This window comes from Methanosarcina sp. MTP4, from assembly GCF_000970045.1.
In the GTDB taxonomy this organism is placed as follows: Archaea; Halobacteriota; Methanosarcinia; order Methanosarcinales; family Methanosarcinaceae; genus MTP4.
The window spans coordinates 3207700-3225802 of record NZ_CP009505.1 but is presented as its reverse complement, the minus strand read 5'-3'; the positions used below and the strand labels follow the sequence as shown (position 1 = coordinate 3225802).

Annotated in this window: 15 protein-coding genes and 1 tRNA gene; 14 read left to right on the top strand and 2 right to left on the bottom strand. The window is 47.1% G+C overall.

The annotated features are described in order from the left end of the window. The first annotated feature begins 6 nt into the window (after window positions 1–6). The 4 genes from MSMTP_RS13430 (at window position 7) to MSMTP_RS13415 (ending at window position 3477) form a co-directional block, all read left to right on the top strand. Window positions 7–429 carry an uL15m family ribosomal protein gene (locus tag MSMTP_RS13430; RefSeq protein ID WP_048180363.1) on the top strand — a complete coding sequence of 141 codons (423 nt, stop codon included), beginning with the start codon at window positions 7–9 and terminating at the stop codon, window positions 427–429. 235 nt (window positions 430–664) lie between these two features. Continuing rightward, window positions 665–2143, top strand: a complete 1479-nt coding sequence (secY, locus tag MSMTP_RS13425) for a preprotein translocase subunit SecY (protein WP_048180360.1) — start codon at window positions 665–667, stop codon at window positions 2141–2143. A gap of 99 nt (window positions 2144–2242) precedes the next feature. Continuing rightward, the gene (locus tag MSMTP_RS13420) at window positions 2243–2890 is read left to right on the top strand and encodes an adenylate kinase (RefSeq protein WP_048180357.1); all 648 of its coding nucleotides are present in this window, start codon (window positions 2243–2245) and stop codon (window positions 2888–2890) included. Window positions 2891–3198: 308 nt separating this feature from the next. Continuing rightward, on the top strand, window positions 3199–3477 hold the full coding sequence (locus MSMTP_RS13415; protein ID WP_048183610.1) for a sugar-specific transcriptional regulator TrmB: 279 nt from the start codon (window positions 3199–3201) through the stop codon (window positions 3475–3477). Between the two features lie 224 nt (window positions 3478–3701). On the opposite strand, the gene MSMTP_RS13410 is transcribed toward MSMTP_RS13415, so the two are convergent. Continuing rightward, window positions 3702–4262 carry a carbonate dehydratase gene (locus MSMTP_RS13410; protein WP_048180356.1) on the bottom strand — a complete coding sequence of 187 codons (561 nt, stop codon included), beginning with the start codon at window positions 4260–4262 and terminating at the stop codon, window positions 3702–3704. Window positions 4263–4639: 377 nt separating this feature from the next. On the opposite strand from MSMTP_RS13410, the gene MSMTP_RS13405 reads away from it, so the two are divergent. Beyond that, window positions 4640–4918 (top strand): hypothetical protein, encoded by a 279-nt coding sequence (locus MSMTP_RS13405; RefSeq protein WP_048180355.1) that lies wholly within the window; start codon window positions 4640–4642, stop codon window positions 4916–4918. A gap of 627 nt (window positions 4919–5545) precedes the next feature. Then, a complete protein-coding gene (locus tag MSMTP_RS13400; protein ID WP_231582789.1) occupies window positions 5546–6922 on the top strand; it encodes a formylglycine-generating enzyme family protein in 1377 nt (458 codons plus the stop codon). Between the two features lie 354 nt (window positions 6923–7276). Here MSMTP_RS13400 and MSMTP_RS13395 read toward each other — a convergent pair whose 3' ends face one another. Continuing rightward, a complete protein-coding gene (locus tag MSMTP_RS13395) occupies window positions 7277–7828 on the bottom strand; it encodes a hypothetical protein (RefSeq protein ID WP_048180354.1) in 552 nt (183 codons plus the stop codon). A gap of 147 nt (window positions 7829–7975) precedes the next feature. Here MSMTP_RS13395 and MSMTP_RS20040 point away from each other — a divergent pair, with 147 nt between their 5' ends. From MSMTP_RS20040 to MSMTP_RS13355, 8 genes are all read left to right on the top strand, one after another. After that, window positions 7976–10378, top strand: a complete 2403-nt coding sequence (locus tag MSMTP_RS20040) for an SUMF1/EgtB/PvdO family nonheme iron enzyme (RefSeq protein WP_231582788.1) — start codon at window positions 7976–7978, stop codon at window positions 10376–10378. Window positions 10379–10584: 206 nt separating this feature from the next. Then, the gene (locus MSMTP_RS20035; protein ID WP_231582787.1) at window positions 10585–12582 is read left to right on the top strand and encodes an SUMF1/EgtB/PvdO family nonheme iron enzyme; all 1998 of its coding nucleotides are present in this window, start codon (window positions 10585–10587) and stop codon (window positions 12580–12582) included. A gap of 584 nt (window positions 12583–13166) precedes the next feature. Then, on the top strand, window positions 13167–14588 hold the full coding sequence (locus MSMTP_RS13375; protein ID WP_048180352.1) for an ATP-binding protein: 1422 nt from the start codon (window positions 13167–13169) through the stop codon (window positions 14586–14588). Next, window positions 14585–14710 (top strand): hypothetical protein, encoded by a 126-nt coding sequence (locus MSMTP_RS20230; protein WP_255350977.1) that lies wholly within the window; start codon window positions 14585–14587, stop codon window positions 14708–14710. The genes MSMTP_RS13375 and MSMTP_RS20230 overlap by 4 nt, the downstream gene beginning before the upstream one ends. Window positions 14711–15352: 642 nt before the next feature. After that, window positions 15353–15973 carry a DUF106 domain-containing protein gene (locus tag MSMTP_RS13370; RefSeq protein ID WP_048180349.1) on the top strand — a complete coding sequence of 207 codons (621 nt, stop codon included), beginning with the start codon at window positions 15353–15355 and terminating at the stop codon, window positions 15971–15973. Beyond that, entirely contained in the window at window positions 15973–16515 is a 543-nt protein-coding gene (gene cmk / locus MSMTP_RS13365; RefSeq protein WP_048180347.1) for a (d)CMP kinase, read from the top strand. The genes MSMTP_RS13370 and cmk overlap by 1 nt, the downstream gene beginning before the upstream one ends. A gap of 103 nt (window positions 16516–16618) precedes the next feature. After that, window positions 16619–17701, top strand: coding sequence for an RNA-guided pseudouridylation complex pseudouridine synthase subunit Cbf5 (locus MSMTP_RS13360; RefSeq protein ID WP_231582786.1), 1083 nt, complete (start codon window positions 16619–16621; stop codon window positions 17699–17701). Window positions 17702–17927: 226 nt separating this feature from the next. Further along, window positions 17928–18010, top strand: a tRNA-Ser gene (locus tag MSMTP_RS13355). Window positions 18011–18103 lie beyond the last annotated feature (93 nt).

Genomic DNA, 18103 nt, shown 5'->3' with positions numbered 1-18103 from the left:
GTTGGAATGAACACAAAGAAGTTTAGAGGATCCCGGACCTGCGGAGGCGGCACCACAAAGAACAGACGTGGAGCCGGAAACCGCGGAGGCCGTGGGAAAGCCGGTGGATGTAAACACCATTTCGTAAGGGCTCTCCAGCGGGGGTACAGCTACGGTAAGCATGGCTTCAAACGCCCTGCTGAAGTGCTCAGGGATGTTTCCATTGTGAATGTGGGCGAACTTGACGAACTTGCTTCCTATCTTGTTGAAGAAGGACTTGCAGAAATCAAGGACGGAACATACCACATCAACCTTGAAACTCTCGGAATTGAGAAGGTACTTGGGAGCGGACATGTCACCAGGAGCCTGGCGGTTACTTCCGATGAATTCTCAGCGACTGCTCGCGAAAAGATAGAAAACGCAGGCGGTAGCTGTATTGATGCCGAATAAGTAATGTCGTATTGACATTACTTATCCATTCTTTTTAACAGTTACTTTTTCATATAAGATATGTTATGTAGCAAGTGTTTTATGCTAAGTTATGTAACAGGTGTTTTATACAAAGTTATATAGCAAGTGTTTTATACGAAGTTATATAGCAGTGTTTTATACGAAAATCCAACAAATGTCAAGTCAGAAGCATCCAACTGTTAAAATAATTGTACTTTCTGAAATGGTGTAATCGATGACTCTCAGGGAAACGTTAGAGCCGCTTTTTAACAAGTTACCTGCAGTTGCAAGTCCTGAAAAACATGTTCATTTTAAGGATAAGCTGTGGTGGACCCTTGGGATACTGATGCTGTACTTTGCCTTAGCAAATGTGCCGCTTTTCGGAATGTCCCAGGACTCGATCGACCTTTTTGAATCATACCGTGCTTTCTTTGCCGGGGCCTCAGGGTCACTGATCCTCCTCGGTATCGGTCCGATCGTCACGGCTTCCATTGTCCTGCAGCTCCTTGTCGGGGCGGACATTATCAATCTTAATCTCTCGGACCCGAAAGATCAGGCATTCTTCCAGGGAGCTCAGAAGTTCCTTGTCTTTGTCATGATCCTTCTGGAAGCTCTGCCGCAGCTTCTTGGTGGGTATATCCAGCCGGACCCGGGGCTTGCTGCTGCACTTGGTGTAGGCCTGGGAGTAATCACCTTACTGCTCCTCATACAAATCTTCATGGGAGGCGTCCTGATCCTTTTCATGGACGAAGTCGTCTCCAAGTGGGGTATCGGTTCCGGTGTCGGGCTTTTCATCGTCGCGGGAATCTCTCAGCAGATTGTTACAGGGATCTTTAACTGGCAGCTTGATTCTTCCGGACTTCCGGTAGGCCTGATCCCCAAGTGGATCTACATCGCCCAGAATGTTGGGGCAGATTACCTTTTCTCCGGCGAGGGCCTGATGTTCCTGCTTGTCAGGGGAGGTATTCTTGCACTCATGAGTACGGTTATCATCTTCCTGCTCGTGGTCTTTGTGGAGAGTACAAGAATCGAGATCCCTCTTGCCCACAGCGCGGTGAGGGGTGCCAGGGGCCGCTTCCCTGTTAAGCTCATATACGCATCCGTTCTGCCCATGATCCTTGTCAGAGCCCTTCAGGCTAACGTTCAGATGATCGGGATCATCCTCTACGGCAGAGGGATAACGCTCTTTGGAGAATTCAGTGGTTCGAAGCCGCTTAACGGGATTATGTACTACCTGGCTCCCATCCACAGCCCATATGACTGGATCCCGTCCCTTGTACGGGAATCTTTCGCAGGGTATGGAGCTCCCGCTCCGGCTATCTGGCAGATCGGGCTCCACGTCTTTGCCGACGCCGTGATGCTGATCGGAGGCGGGATTATCTTTGCCCTCTTCTGGATCGAGACCACGGGCATGGGTGCCAAGCCAACAGCCCAGAAGATCTTCAATTCAGGAATGCAGATCCCCGGGTTCAGGAGGAATATCGGGAGCATTGAAAAGGTCATGCAGCGCTACATCCCCAAGGTAACCGTTATCGGTGGGGCTTTCATTGGGCTTTTGACCCTGGTTGCAAGTCTGCTCGGTACGCTTGGAAGTGCCGGGGGTACGGGCCTGCTACTGACTGTGAGTATCGTCTACCGCCTGTACGAGGATATCGCCTCGGAGCAGATGATGGAGATGCACCCGCTGATGAGGTCTTTCTTCGGAGAACAGTAAGGGTTGATAACTTAAAACCTGCAGCAAGGAACCGAGCAATAAACTAAAAGCATAATCAGGAAAATAATAAATATAATTGCAAAAAATGGGGATCTTCGGATGAATATTATACTCTTTGGGCCCCCGGGTGCCGGGAAAGGCACCCAGGCCAAAAAACTGGTTGATTTCTACAAGATCCCGCAGATCGCCACAGGCGACATTCTGCGGGCAAACGTCAGGGAAGGAACCGAACTGGGCCTCGCCGCAAAGTCATACATGGACAAGGGCGAGCTGGTTCCCGACGAGGTACTGATCGGAATTATCAAGAACCGCCTGACGGAAGCTGACTGTGAAAACGGCTTCATTCTGGATGGCTACCCCAGAACTATCCCCCAGGCTGACGCCCTTGGCGAAATCCTGGTAGAAATTGAAAAGCCCATCGACGTTGTCCTCAACTTCGAAGTCCCGGACGAGGACCTGGTCGAAAGGATCAGTGGCCGCCTCATGTGCAAGTGCGGAGCCAGCTACCACAAGACCTTCAACCCGCCGGAAAAAGACGGGATCTGCGATGCCTGCGGCGCTGAAATCTACCAGCGCGCCGATGACACTGCAGATGCTGTCCAGAACCGCCTTGATGTCTATAAGAAGCAGACCCAGCCCCTCATCGAATACTATGATGAAACGGGCATCTTAAGGACTCTCGACGGCACCACAGACATCAACGTGGTCTTTGAAGAAATCAAGGCAATTCTTTCCGAATTTGCCTGATTTTTTCTTTTTTCATTTTTCTTTTTCTTGCTGACTTTTTTCCTCACCGATTTTTTTGCTGGTTTTTTATTGATTTTCGTTGACTGCTTTTATTGATTTTTCTTTACTGGTTTTTTATTGATTTTTTTTGTTGATTGTTCCCATCTACTTTTTTCCATTCTTATCCTTTTCAGGCTAACTGCTGCTTTGGAGTGCCTGCCTGGCTGCTATCCCGTTTCAATTCTCCCTGAGTTCCCGGAATTCGGGGTGATTAAATTTTAAATACCATGCGGCTGCTTATGTTCACTAGAAAAAGTGTGATGAAAAATATGAATGAAGACTCTCTCGATGAGCTTCTTAGGTGGGTCGTCAGCGTTGACCGACGGCTGATACTTATGGGTTCCATGAAAAAGCATAATATAGTGAAAGCTTCCGATATTGCCCACGAGACTCAAAGGTCTACCCAGAATATCAGTCGAGCCCTGAAAGAGTTTGAAAATAAGGGGTTAATTGAATGTTTAACTCCTGAAAAAACCACGTGGAAAAAGTACATCCTTACCAATACGGGTAAACAAGTTCTAAAGAAGCTGGAGGGGAATTTTCTCTAGTTCCGGGGAGCAGGATCTTTTCTTTCTTCTTCCTTTTTTTGTTTTCTTCTTCCTTTTTTTGTTTTCTCTTTCCTTTTTTTGTTTTCTCTTTCCTTTTTTTGTTTTCTTCTTCCTTTTTTTTGTTTTCTTCTTCCTTTTTTTTGTTTTCTTCTTCCTTTTTCGCTTGCTTATTTGCTTTCTTCTTTCACAGGATCTTCAGTTTTTGTTTGAATAAACTTCCCAAATCACTCTTTCCCTTCTTCCTCTTCCTCAGCAAGTTTTTTGTAGCCTTCAAGAAGATCAATATTGGCTTCAACGACTGATTTTTTAAATTCTGCCAGCTCTCCGGTGAGCTCTTCAAGGCCACTGACCCCTGCCTGGGCGGTGACGGTCATCCCGTCAGGCACCACTTTGCAGGAAGGGACCTCTACCCCGCGGACGGTCGTGTTGTGGAGAATTACCGTATCTTTTCCGATGCTGCAGTCAAACACCACAGCTCCGAACCCGACAAAGCAGCCTTCCCCTATCCTGCAGGGACCGTGTACGATACAGCTGTGGGCAAGGGAGCTGCTGCCGCCTATTATCACTTCCGAATCTGAGAGCCCGTGAACTACCACATTATCCTGCACATTGCAGCGGTTTTCGATGACAATAGAAGAACCCGGTTCATCTGCCCTTATGACAGCGTTTGGCCCTACGAAAACATCATCCTTTATGGTTACGTTTCCGACTATTACTGCGGTTTCGGCTATCCATGCGGTTTTGCTTATTTTCGGGTACTGTTTTTGGGGGTTTTGAATCTGCATTCCAGGCATCTCCTTTTCGTGCTGCAGGTTTTTCCGCTAATATCCTGTTTTTTGCACTGTTTGATAATCGTGTTTTTAAACCCTGAACTGTTTCAGGCAAGCTTTGAAACGTTTTTATGATAAATTATGAGAACTTATTTAAACTTATTTGCTGTCCCCGCACTAATCTCAGCAATAATTATGAATTGCTGCTTTTCAAAAAAAACGCCGCTTTGAAACGAAGTACCGTTTTGAACTTTCCCTTGCAGTTCTCTCTTGCAGTTTTCCCGGGCTAAGGCCGCATGAGCGTGCGTAATATGGGCGTGAACTCTCTAAATTTCAAAATAATTTAAATATTAGTGCCGGCTTATGCCCTAAAAAAATTGTGATGATCTGATATGCTTGAGAACACGTTTGATGAACTGTTAAAATGGGTTGTGAGTTCTGACCGTCGCCAGATACTCATGGAGTCCATGAGAGGGCGCGATATTGTTAAAGCCGCGGATGTGGCTCATGAGACCTGGAGGTCGACGCAGAATATCAGCCGTGCCATGAAAGAGCTTGAAGGCAGAGGTTTAATGGAATGCCTGACCCCTGAGAAAAGCACATGGAAGAAGTACATCCTTACTGATGTCGGGGAAAGAGTTCTGGCGAAAATGGAGGAAATGAATTTCTAGTTTCGCAAATCTCCGTTTTCGAATATCTGTGCTATTTTTACTTATTCAGGGGCTGTTTTTGGAGGGCGTGAAAAATCAACCGACTCATCTCCCTTCCATGTGAAGGTTTTGTGGCAATTTCAGTGTTATTTACTTCGGTTTTCAGGTTCCAAATATCTCTAAATCTTTTTATGTCAAATTATGAGAAATTGTTTGAACTTATTTTCCTATCTGTCTTATATTTCTCATCCTGATCTGCGAAAAACTTATTGATTTATTCGATCCTGTGAGGCAGGTTCGGGTTTTGAAATTCGGTCAGGATTTTGAGATCCGGGGAGGGTTAGTAGTTGGGGAAAGGGCAGTGAACTTCACGAAGGAATAGGGCCAAAATTTTTCTTTTCGCCTCAAATCACTATCTTTATCTGTATATAAGGGAACTTATATTTAAAAAAATTTATAGGTAACAGCCACGGTCGAAAAAGGACATGCTGCCTGACTCCGGTCTTTGAATCTGGAGGGGAGTTAAGGGAGAGGATGGGATGAAGGTACATTCAATAAATTGATGGGGTTGGAACCATTAACGAAGAGAGGGACAGGAAGGAAGACTCCGGAACCGGATATACAGAACTCCAGGACAGGGATGAAGGCTTGGATGAAGCTGAAAAGCTCCTGCTGGAAGAAAAAGAACGCCTCCGTATGCTGAGAACGCGCAGGGAAGAAAGGTTAAGGGAAGAAACTCAGGAACTTGAACCGGGGGCTGAAGAGGAAAATAATTTCGATAGATCTCGGGGTATGCAGGAAAACATTGAAGCCCTGAAGACAGTTCCGGTAGTTGAAGTTGCTGAAAAGGTTAAAAAGGCTAAAAAGGCTGAAAAGGCTGAAAAGGCTGAAAAGGCTGAAAAGGCTGAAAAGGCTGAAAAGGCTGAAAAGGCTGAAAAGGCTGAAAAGGCTGAAAAGGCTGAAAAGGCTGAAAAGGCTGAAAATGAAGAAATAGAACCCTCAGGTCGACCCGTGCTTTCTCCTTCGGAACATCCTAAAAAAGCTTCAAAAAGCAAGCCTTCCGGGTCACATTTCATGAAAATTCTGGTTTTTGGGGCTGTTTTCTGCCTCCTGTTATTCGGCAGTTGGACGTTGATTGGAGGGACTGAAGAGGGTGTGGGAGTTGCCGGAGATGCCGGGGATGCCGGGGATGCCGGAGAAACAAGTCCAGATTACGAAGCTCTCCCGGATGCTTCGCTGGAACCTTCTCCGATTTCTTCAGACAGCTCTCCCGAAAAGGCTCAAAATTCCCTGGATTCTCCGCTGAATCCTCCGGAAAGTTTCACAAACTCCCTCGGCATGGAGTTCGTATTGGTCCCTGCCGGAGAGTTTCTCATGGGTTCACCCGAAACCGAGGCAGGCCGGCAGGCCGATGAAAACCCCCTCCATACCGTGAGGCTGAATAAACCTTTCTATCTGGGTAAATACGAGGTCACCCGGGCACAATGGTATGAAGTCATGGGATCTGCAGGGGAAGTGGAAGATCCTCTCCCCGGAGACTCCGAACTGCCGGTTGCAGAGGTATCCTGGGGTGATGTGCAGGAGTTTGTGAAAAATCTCAATGAAATGGAAGGTACGGACAAATACCGCCTCCCTTCGGAAGCCGAATGGGAATACGCCTGCAGGGCGGGCAGCAGTACAAAGTACTATTTCGGAGATGCCGAACGGGAAATGGTCAAATATGCCTGGTTTGGAAAATCCCAGGGTTCAGCTCCGCACCCGGTCGGACAGAAAGCCCCTAACGCCTGGGACCTCTACGATATGCACGGCAACGTCTGGGAATGGGTCCAGGATTCCTGGCACAATGATTACAACGCGGCTCCCTCTGACGGCAAAGCCTGGGAAAGCGGTGACCTTTCCCACAGGGTCGCCCGGGGCGGCAGCGTGACCGGTTCTGCCGAAAGCTGCAGGGCTGCAAACCGTGCCTGGTTCGGTTCCGATGTCCGAAATGCTGATATGGGCTTCCGCCTGCTGATGGAGGCGTGAAGCCTTTCTCTTTCTTACTTTTTCATCTAGTGCCCGGGATGTGCTTTAAGCTGTCTGTTTTTCAAAAAAACCCATTTCCTTTTAAGCAAAAAGCTGGTTTGTACTTGAACGGGCAGTATCCTCAGGTTTTTTTCTTTTCCTCATTAGTCCGCTTGAGGGAGCAAAGCGAGCGAAACGGACCGCGCACTGCCGAGCCGCAACTCGGCTGGCGAAGCCCGGCCTGAGCAAGTGTAAATTGAAGAGAGAAAAGAAAGAAATTAAAGTAGCCTGTGTGAATCCAATGCGAAAATCAGAAATTGTTTACCTTAAGCATGTGGCTTGTTCTGGATGTAGGCTCTGAATATTTTTTTCCTGTTAATCCCCTCTTTCTCCATGCACAAGACTTGCAAAATAAGCTTCCTCAATGAAATTGCACAATTCCAGCACCCGTGTTTGGTGCGTCTCCTCAAGTTTGCGAAACGGGTTATCGTAGAGGGCATCCATCATTTTGCCAACACTCTCAAGATACCCAAGGGACTTTTCATCCTTCACCTTTTTCTTCAGGACTTCCACGGTCACCTTGACGGCAAAAGCTTCATCATTTACACACTGGTCCCGGAGTTCGTTCAGGGTCCGTGCAATGTCAAGAGCGGCGAGTTCTCCTTCTCTTCTTTCCCCGGTCTTCTCAGCTTCCATTTTCATTATTTCGATTTTCGCCCCGGCTATTTTTGCTTCGTTTTCGATCTGCTGGTAGCCGGCAGCGTCTTCCCTTTTGATTGATTTGAGCTGGCGGAGGAGTTCGAGACCTTCACGGGCTTCTTCCATGTCGGATTGGAGTTCGGAGGCGTCTTCGGTTTCTGCGGTTTCGGGGGTTTTGCCGCCTATTATGATGGAATCTTTTATTGTGATTGATTTCCGGGATTTCATGTCTCAGATTTAGTTCTATCACTATTTAACTTATTTCAAGAGTCATCTACAAATTAAAACAAAAATTTCTATATAGTATCAGCCTGAAATAACTTTGACCCGTATCTTTAAACTGAATCAGGGCTCGAAATCGAGAGGTAAAAAAGGTTGGACTCTCAAATTGAGATTAAGCGTGAAACCGAATTCTACCAGGGTTTTATACGCTTAAAGATGTCTGTTTCGAACAAAGCTCCTTCTGTAATAACAGATGTCACTCTCGACTTTCTTTTTGAAGATGACCTCTTAAGGATAGACCGTTATGAGCCTCCCTACGAAGTCAGGAACGGGAAAATCCTGCTGGGCAACATAAGCGGAGGCACGTCTAAGTCCATTGCCGTTTATTTTGACCCCCTTATGTGCACAAGGGGCGCTGAAATCAACTGCCAGGTAACTTCCAGGGACGCCCAGGGCAAGCTCAGTTCTGTTTTTATGGAGCCCAAACTTATCAGCGTGGTCTGTCCGATCATTAAAACCGAGCTTGACATCAACGTGGGGAGGCTCAAGGAGTTCATAGAAAAGCTCCCGAGCAAGGACAGCAAGGCCTATGAAATCCATCACGGTTTCGACGTAAGCAAGCTCTCCTCAATCGCCCGCGAAGTCGTGGAAAAGCACGACGTGCGCCACGTCCGCACCCTGAAAACAAAAGACGGCAGGGATTGGGAGATCTGGTACTACGGGAAAACCAAGGTCACAAAAGCCGACATCGTTATCAAGGTCTCAATTTCCTTTGAAAAGCAGCTCCTTGAACTCTTTGCAGCGACGGAAAGCGCTGAAGCCCTTACCGGGCTCCTTGCAGAAGTCGGGCGCGACCTTAAGCACGGCATAGAATTCCGGGCGAGCGGCAAGGGCAATGTCATCAATGTAACAATTAAAGATTCTGTGATCCAGAGGAGCAACCTCCTCGACCTCTGCAGTATGGACGGGACCTGCCCCGTTAACATCCTTGTGGAAGACAGCTTAATCCAGCACTCCACCCTCATCTCCGAAAAGGACGAAGCCAGAGAGGAAAATGAGCGCCTGAGGAAAGAAAGGGAAGAACAGGAGAAGCTGCGCAGACAGCGGGAAGAAGAAACCCGCTTAAAGAAAGCTGAAGAGGAAAGGCTGCGCAGGGAAAAGGAAATCGAGGAACAGGAAAAGCTCAGAAGACAGCGGGAAGAAGCTGCAAGGGACGTAGAAGAAATCAAAAGAAAGGCTCAGGAAGAAGCTGATAAGAGGAAAAAAGAGCAGGAAAGAAAGCAGCAGGAAGAACTCCGCAGGAAGAGAGAAGAAGCTGAAAGGGAGAAAAAAGAGAAAGAAGCTCTGGAAAGAAGACAGCGGGAAGCTCAGGTGAGAAAACGCAGAGCAGAAGAGGAAAAAGCCAGAAGGGAAAGGGAAGAGCAGGAAAAGCTCAGAAAGCAAAGGGAAGAAGAAATTAAGAGAAGAGAAGAAGATCGGAAGAGAAGAAAATTTGAGGAACAGGAAAGCTGGCGTCAGGCAGATGAAAGGAGAGAAGGGGAAGAACTTGAAAGAAAGAAGCGTGAGGAAGTCGCAAAAGTTCCAGCTACAAAACCAATAACTAAACCTCCTGCTCAACAGAAAGTTCCTCCAAAAAAGCCGGGAAGTTCTTCCGGAAAAGGAATCCTTGTTTTCAGCCTCATTTTCGGCGTCCTTCTTATAGGTTCTGCAGTCGCGTTCTTTGGTTTGAATGGCGACTCTGGCGACAGCACTCCGGAAATCCAGCCAGCTCCTGTAACTACTTCTTCTGAAAACACCGACGAAGATGCCCCTGCAGCAACGGTCAATTCTGCTCAAACATCTTCCTCACAAAACCCTGATACCTATACAAACTCTGTAGGCATGGAATTCGTGCTCATTCCTGAGGGAGAATTCAGGATGGGTTCTCCTTCAGACGAAGAAGGCAGATATAATGGCGAAGATCCTGTCCATAAAGTCACAATAGAAGAGTCTTATTACCTGGGTAAATACGAAGTAACTCAGGAACAGTGGGGTGAAGTGATGGGCAGCAATCCTTCTTATTTCGAAGGCGATGATCTTCCCGTTGAACAAGTATCCTGGAATGATGTTCAGGAGTTTATCGAAAAACTCAATGAAAAGGAAGGCACAAACAAATATCGTCTGCCATCTGAAGCGGAATGGGAATATGCATGTCGTGCCGGGACAACAACAAGGTATTACTTTGGTGATGGAGATTCAAAACTTGGGGATTATGCATGGTATACTGAAAACTCGGGGAGCAAGACTCATTCAGTTGGCCAGAAGAAGCCCAATCCCTGGGGTCTTTATGATATGCATGGCAATGTCTGGGAGTGGTGCCAGGACACTTATTGTTCAGATTATAGTGTGGCTCTGTCTGATGGAAGTGCCTGTGAATCTAGAAATCCCTTTGCCCGGATCCGTCGGGGCGGTAGCGGGGCCAACTGCGCCAGGAACTGTCGGTCAGCTACCCGTAGCTATAACGGCGCTGGCTCCCGTAGCAGCTTCCTCGGTTTCCGTGTTCTGAGGGCCGTGTAACCACTCACCACTTTATATTTAAAGTAGGGGGTGATCACGGCAAAACCCGAAGGTCCGACGCATGCGTCAGCCGTCGGGCCTGAGGTGCTGAGCCACGCCAGAATCTTCCAAAAATTAATAATATTGAAGTTGGAGAAAAATGTTGAAAATATTCACCATCGAGTACTCGGAAAATAGTGAAAATTGAAGTCGAGAGGTAAAAAGGGTTGGACTCTCAAATTGAGATTAAGCGTGAAACCGAATTCTACCAGGGGTTTATACGCTTAAAGATGTCTGTTTCGAACAAATCTCCTTCTGTAATAACAGACGTTACTCTCGACTTTCTTTTTGAAGACGACCTCCTCCGGATAGACCGTTACGAACCTCATTACGAAAAAAGGAACGGCAAAATCCTGCTGGGCAACATAAACGGGGGTACGTCCAAGTCCATAGCTGTTTATTTTGATCCCTTGATGTGCTCAAGGGGCGCTGAGATCAATTGCCAGCTAACTTCCAGGGACGCCCGGGGCAAGCTCAGTTCTGTTTTTATGGAGCCCAAACTTATCAGCGTGGTCTGCCCGATCATCAAGACCGACCTTGACATCAACGTGGGGAGGCTCAAGGAGTTCATCGAAAAGCTCCCGAGCAAGGACAGCAAGGTCTATGAAATCCAGCACGGTTTTGACATAGAAAAACTCGCCTCCATCGCCCAGGAAGTTGTGGAAAAGCACGACGTGCGCCACGTCCGCACCCTGAAGACAAAAGACGGCAGGGGCTGGGAGATCTGGTATTACGGGAAAACCAAGGTCACGAAAGCCGACATCGTCATTAAGGTCTATATTTCTTCTGAAAAGCAGCTCCTCGAACTCTTCGCAGCCACGGAAACCGCCGAAGCCCTGACTGGCCTTCTTGCGGAAGTCGGGCGCAGCCTGAAGCACAGCATCGAATTCAAAGCGAGTGGTAAGGGCAATGTCATCAATGTAACAATTAACAATTCTGTTATTCAGAGGAGCAATCTACTCGACCTTTGCAGCATGGACGGGACTTGCCCCGTTAACATTCTGGTGGAAGACAGCGTAATCCAGCATTCTACTCTCATCTCCGAAAAGGAGGAAGCTGGAGAGGAAGAGAAATCCAGAAGGGAAAGAGAAGAACAGGAGAGTTTGCTCAGACAGCAGGAAGAAGCCCACTTAAAGAAAGCTGAAGATGAAAAGTGTAGGCAAAGAGAGGAAGTGGAGAGAAAAGATAAGCAGGAAGTTGAATTAAAAAAACAAGATGAAACCGAGAGAAAGAAGCTTGAGGAAGCCACAAAAACTCAGGCTTCAAAACATATAACAAAATCTTCTGCTCAACAGAAAGTTCCTCCAAAAAAGCCGTCTTCTTCGTCCTCCTCAACAAAACCGAAGAGCTCTTCCGGAAAAGGAATACTTGTCTTCAGTCTCATTTTCGGTGTCCTTCTTATAGGCATCGTGGCTATGTTTCTTGGTTCGAACACCGACTCTGAAACAGCGTCCTCACAAAATTCGGATACTTATACGAACACCATAGACATGGAGTTCGTTAAGATCCCTGCGGGGGAATTTATGATGGGATCTCCTTTAGGTGAAGAGCCTAGAGGTGGTAATGAAGGTCCGGTTCATAAAGTCACTATTGAAGATTCATACTACCTTGGCAAATTTGAAGTTACTCAGGAACAATGGCGTGAAGTTATGGGCAACAACCCTTCATACAATGTGGGAGATGATCTACCCGTTGAACAGGTTTCTTGGGAGGATGCTCAGGAGTTTCTCGAAAAACTCAATGGAATAGAGGGAAAAAACAAATATCGTCTTCCATCCGAAGCTGAATGGGAATATGCATGTCGTGCCGGGACAACAACAAGGTATTACTTTGGTGATGGTGAGTCGAAGCTTGGGGATTACGCATGGTATTATGGCAACTCCGGTATTAAAACTCATCCTGTTGGTCAGAAAAAGCCCAATCTCTGGGGCCTTTATGGTATGCATGGTAATGTTTGGGAATGGTGCCAGGACAGATATCATTCAAATTATAATGGTGCACCATCTGATGGAAGTGCCTGGGAAAGTGGAAGTAGCTCTATCCGGGTCCAGCGGGGTGGCTGCTTGAGCAGTTTCGCCAGGGACTGCCGGTCAGCGAATCGCTCCGACCAAGAACCCGGCTCCCCCAACGCCAACCTAGGTTTTCGCGTCCTAAGGGAAATTTAATTATCACGTTTTCAACAATTCGTTACTTTAATCCGTAAGTTGGAATAGACTCCGTTGGAGGTTTCCAATACTTTATTTCTATTGAAGCTGGATAAGAAATGCTGAAAATATTTACTGTAAGATATTCGGAAAAAACTGAAAATTTTCCTGACCAGCAGATGTCGGATTTTCTGGCTGATAAGGAAGTGCGCTGGCGTTTACCGGATGAAGATGAATTATCCCGCTGCCTCTGGTAGGGCTAAATGTTAAGTTTCGAAGGCGGTAGCGGTTTTTACATAGCTTTTATCTGGTTTTTGTTTAGTGTTTTCCTTACGCTTCGTATTTGTATTCTGGATTGCGGAAAAGGCCATTTGCTTCGCAAATGGGACAAGACAGGTTTGGTAAGGGATTACAGTTGCCCTGTTTTTCTCTGAACTCTCGTCCAAACCTGTCTTTTTGTCCTCTTGAGCGAACGAAGTGAGCGAAAAGGACGCGTGCTCCCGAAGCGCAATTCGGGAAGTGCAACTCGGGAAGTGCAACTCGGGAAGTGCAACTTGGGAGGGACAGGAAATCTATAAATCATTATACTTGTAATACTTAGGATTATGAGTCTATTTATTAACCGCACTGAAGAACTTGAGTTCCTTGAGGCTGAATATGCCAGGGATTCTTCTTCACTTGTTGTCATCTATGGGAGAAGGAGGGTTGGCAAAACCGAGCTTTCCCTGAAATTTGCGGCTGGAAAACCGGTTGTATATTATCTGTCTCAGAAACTGGACCTTGAACGGCAGGTAGAGGACTTTCTGGAAAAAGCGTCCGAACAGCTTGGAACATACCAGCCGAAGATACCAAAATGGGATGCAGCCCTCAAGTTCGTTGCAGAGCAGGCAGAAGGTAAGTCTCTGATCATAATCGACGAGGTCCCATACTTAATAGAAGGCAGCAGTGCGGTGATGTCGGCTTTCCAGGCAGCATGGGACCTGTATCTTAAGGATGCCAATGTCATGCTGGTCCTGCTTGGTTCAAGTGTAGGCATGATGGAAAATGAAGTGCTTGGCTACAAATCTCCCCTGTATGGCCGGAGGAGCGGGCAGATTAAGGTTGAGCCTCTGAAGTTCAGGCACATCAGACATTTCTTTCCTCAAAAGGATGCAGAGGAAATAGTAAGGATATACGGTTGCCTGGGCGGTGTGCCTGCCTACCTTAATAAATTTGACCAGACTCTCCCGTTCATCGATAACGTCAATATGAATATATTGAACAGGGCCACCTTTCTTTACGATGAGGCTATCTTCCTGCTAAAGGAAGAGTTAAGGGAGCCAACAAACTACGAACTGATCCTTGAGGCGATATCCAGGGGAAAGAGCCGGGTCTCTGAGATTGCGGACGAAACCGGCATACCTGTTCACAATATCCCGAAATATCTGCGTGTTCTCATCGGGCTTGGTTTCCTCTCACGGGAATGGCCTGTGACCCTCAAAAAGACTCGGGACATAAAAACCGGCTCAGTCTATGCTCTTTCAGACAATTTCATGAGATTCTGGTACACCTATGTATTTCCGACGAGGTCCATACTGGAGATAAACAGGGATGCCATTGTATCAAAGATCGCTAACTCATATGATCATTACCTCGGCCATGTTTTTGAAGAGATAGTCAAACAATACTTCATAGACCTGAATGCCGCCGGCAAATTGCCTTTTGTTTTCGAGAAAATTGGTAGGCAATGGGGTAAGGTCCGGGGAAAACCAAAAAATGCAAATGCATACGAGATCGATCTTGTTGCACTGAATGAGGATTCGAAAGAGATCCTCTTCGTTGAGTGCAAATGGCAGACCCTAACAGGTAAGAGTGCAAGAAAAATCTTACATGATCTGAAGGATAAGTCCGGGGCTGTGCAATGGCACAACGAAGAGAGGAAAGAGTATTTTGCCATTGCTGCAAAGAAGATCGAGAATAAGGCAGAGTTAAAGGGGAACGGGGTCATGGTCTTTGACCTAGAAGACATTTTTGCCGGTGTGGAATGAATGTATTGTTGTCTTTTGCCGAAGCGAAATTCGGCTGTCAGAACCTGCAGTGTTTATGGGCGCTGTACCCCTGCGTAGATGGTGACCAGACCGCAAGCCCTGCGCCGGCGTTTACCGGATGAAGATGAATCGTCCCGCTGCCTCCGGTAGGGCTAAATGTTAAGTTTCGAAGGCGGTAGCGGAATTACTTTCGATTGCTTCGGATTTGGGAAGTCAGCTTTTGGGTTTTGAGGTTTTTCTTCTTCGGGTGCTTCGGGTTCGTTTGTTTTTCCATTTGTTTGTACATCGGTTGCTGGGGGAAAGCATCGGGCGAAAAATAAAAAATAAGTTATAATAATGCTTTTACTCATTGATTTAGGCGGGTTGATTTGAGGCAATCATTTAATCTGCTTGTTCTCCAACTTCAATTTTCAGGGCATGCCGCTCTTCGAGCGTACAAGCTCGACAGGAATGCGATATTTACGTTATCTCGGCTCTGAGTGGCAAGTTCTTCAACAAAGTTTGCTTTGAAAGAACCACTCTCAAATTTTGAATAAATAGTATAACTTATATATACATCGAAACTTATTATCCAGAAAAACCCTGTGTAAACGTTTTAAATACGGCTCTTTTTGCCTGAGCTGATTTTCCACTTTACACTTATCAATTTCAATTCACATCAATTCTTTCAAGGAATTACCCTTCAAGGATTCGTCCCGGGGATTTATCCTTTATCTGAATAATTCAAAATAATCATTTATCAAAACCTAAATGGTGAATACAACTTGGTTTCAGAGGCACTTAAACAGCAAATCGACCGCTTCCTGCTTGCTTTAGGGATTTCCCTGATGCTCGGGATCATGGTTCTGGGGCAGGACTTCAGGCAGAGTGTGGGGGAAGCCGTCGGGATTTTGATGGACCCCGTGATCACTCTCGTCGGAGCGGAGAACTTCCATCTGGTCCTGTTTGTGATGGCAGGGATCACTGCCGCCTATGCGTCCCTTATCCAGAAGTACAGCATCGACTGGGACCTTATGAGGAACACCCAGGAGCGCATGAAGTCTTTCCAGAAAGAGTTCCGTGAGGCACAGCTTTCCCAGAACACCTACATGCTCAAAAAGCTTGAAGACCAGCGCAAAGAGATGATGGACGACCAGATGAAGATGACCAAACAGCAGTTCAAGCCCATGGCCTACATCAGTATCCTTTCCCTGCCCCTTTTCATGTGGGCTTACTACTTCATCAGCGGGCATGAGTTTGCAACGATGAACTTTCCCTTCTGGGGTGAGCAGTTGCTGACGGACAAGGCGTTTGGTCCCTTCCAGTACTGGATCTTCTGGTATTTCATCTCCTCTCTCGGGGTCAGCCAGCTTATCAGGAAAGCGCTGAACATCGGTGGAGCCTGATGCTTCTAACGGTAAGCGGGCTTCCTGGGTCAGGAACGACCACGATTTCAAAACTCCTGGCCGAATACTACGAGCTTGAGCTGATTTCTTCGGGCGAGATCTTCCGAAGGCTTGCAAAACAGCGGAGGATGAGCCTCTCCGAATTCGGAGCCATGGCTGAAAAAGACGCATCCATAGACCTGGAAATCGACAGGAACCAGAAAGCTATTGCCCACAGCCAGGACAATATTGTCCTCGAAAGCCGGCTGGCCGGGTATATGGCGGAAGGGGTTCCTAATGTCCTTAAAATCTGGATCAAAGCTCCTAAACTGCTCAGGGTGCAGCGCATCCAGAAAAGGGAAAAAACCCTCACCTTTGATGAAGAGCTTGAAAAAACGATGGAAAGGGAAAAATCCGAGACTCTCAGGTACAAAAAATACTACGGGCTCGATATCGAAGACCTGTCAATTTATGACATTGTCATCGATTCCTCTAAATGGAACCAGTACCAGACCCTGGAGATCCTCACAGTTGCGATCGATTCCCTGGGCGGTTTTTTTTGATTCTTTTCTCCCCTTCTTATGTTTCTTACTTATTTCGTTTTCTCTCTGTCTGCCAGCTCGGTGGTCACCGGGCGGCGCAGCTTTTAAGTCTGAGTAATGCTTCATGGAGCTTTTGAGTATCATGTCTTCGACTTCCGGTAAACTGCCTGCTGAAAAAGAAAGGGAACTTATCAGGAAAGCTAGGGCTTACACCAATCCCGCTTATGGCTGCCCTCCCGAAAAGCGCCCTATCCGCGAGTACATCGAGAAAGGTGTCGTAAACATCGACAAACCTAAAGGACCAACCAGCCACGAGGTTGCTGCCTGGGTCAAAGAAATCCTGGAGGTGAATCGGGCCGGGCATTCAGGTTCTCTTGACCCGAAGGTATCGGGGCTTCTTCCAACACTCCTCGGGAAAGCCACGAAAGGGGTTCCGGCACTGCGCCTTTCGGGTAAGGAATACGTCTGCCTCTTGAGGCTGCACAGGCCCGTGCCGGCAAAGGAAATCAGGCGGGTCTGTAAGGAGTTTTCCGGTCCCATCTATCAGATGCCTCCCATCAAGTCTGCAGTGAAAAGGGCTCTCAGGGTACGCACGATCTATTATATCGAATTGCTTGAAATCGAAGGGATGTATGTGCTCTTTCGTGTGGGCTGCGAGGCCGGGACTTATATTCGGAAACTCTGTCACGACATAGGGATGGCCCTTGGTTGCGGCGGACATATGCAGGAACTCCGGAGAACAAAAGCCGGCCCGTTTACGGAAGAGACCCTTGTGACCCTCCAGGACGTGAAAGACGCCTATGTTTTCTGGAAGGAATTCGGGGACGAGTCCGAACTCCGGCGGGTGGTCAGGCCCATGGAAAGCGCATTGTCTCACCTCCCAAAAATTATCCTGCGGGATGGCGCTGTAGATGCCGTTTGTTCCGGGGCTTCCCTTGCGGTGCCCGGGATTGTTAGCCTTGACTCCGACCTCAAGAAAGGGGAACTCACAGGTTTATTTACCCTGAAAGGGGAAATTGTTGCCCTTGCAAAAGCTGATATGAGCACCGAAGAGATTATGGGCGCCTCTACAGGAATTGCAGCCATCCCCATTCGCGTGATGCTGGATATCGGGACCTACCCGAAGGGCTGGATAAGTAAAGAAGAGGGGAAGGTAGCGGCAGATCAGGAAATGGAAGCTGACCCGGGAATGGATACAGAAGGATAATTCGGGACAAAGCCGGGTAAAGCAGGATAAAAAAGGATAAAAAGGATCTATGGATTAAAAGTGGGCAGTATAAAGGATTAAAATGTGGGTCATTCCAGATAAAAATATAAAAAATGAAGGGGAAGTTTTATCTAATCCTTAAAAAATCCTTTATCCTGTACCGTTTCTAGAATAAGGTTTATATATCACTATTCCGTTATAGCATAAGTCGTGCCATGAGGCATGTGCCGAGGTAGTCTAGTGGTAGGGCGCAAGCCTGGAAAGCTTGTGGGGCTTAGCCCCTCGGGAGTTCAAATCTCCCCCTCGGCGCTTACATTTTTTTATGTTTTTCAGGATGGTTTGAAAGTCCGATATTCCTGGTAAATTTTATCAATTTCTTTGTAATTTTTTTGTCAATTCCCT

Excerpts from the sequence above, each read along its gene's own strand:
- MSMTP_RS13405 (WP_048180355.1), top strand. The coding sequence starts at position 4,640 with ATGCTTGAGAACACGTTTGATGAACTGTTAAAATGGGTTGTGAGTTCT.
- MSMTP_RS13395 (WP_048180354.1), bottom strand. The coding sequence starts at position 7,828 with ATGAAATCCCGGAAATCAATCACAATAAAAGATTCCATCATAATAGGC.
- MSMTP_RS13360 (WP_231582786.1), top strand. The coding sequence starts at position 16,619 with ATGGAGCTTTTGAGTATCATGTCTTCGACTTCCGGTAAACTGCCTGCT.
- MSMTP_RS20230 (WP_255350977.1), top strand. The coding sequence starts at position 14,585 with ATGAATGTATTGTTGTCTTTTGCCGAAGCGAAATTCGGCTGTCAGAAC.
- MSMTP_RS13430 (WP_048180363.1), top strand. The coding sequence starts at position 7 with ATGAACACAAAGAAGTTTAGAGGATCCCGGACCTGCGGAGGCGGCACC.
- MSMTP_RS13375 (WP_048180352.1), top strand. The coding sequence starts at position 13,167 with ATGAGTCTATTTATTAACCGCACTGAAGAACTTGAGTTCCTTGAGGCT.
- secY (WP_048180360.1), top strand. The coding sequence starts at position 665 with ATGACTCTCAGGGAAACGTTAGAGCCGCTTTTTAACAAGTTACCTGCA.
- cmk (WP_048180347.1), top strand. The coding sequence starts at position 15,973 with ATGCTTCTAACGGTAAGCGGGCTTCCTGGGTCAGGAACGACCACGATT.
- MSMTP_RS13415 (WP_048183610.1), top strand. The coding sequence starts at position 3,199 with ATGAATGAAGACTCTCTCGATGAGCTTCTTAGGTGGGTCGTCAGCGTT.
- MSMTP_RS13420 (WP_048180357.1), top strand. The coding sequence starts at position 2,243 with ATGAATATTATACTCTTTGGGCCCCCGGGTGCCGGGAAAGGCACCCAG.
- MSMTP_RS13410 (WP_048180356.1), bottom strand. The coding sequence starts at position 4,262 with ATGCAGATTCAAAACCCCCAAAAACAGTACCCGAAAATAAGCAAAACC.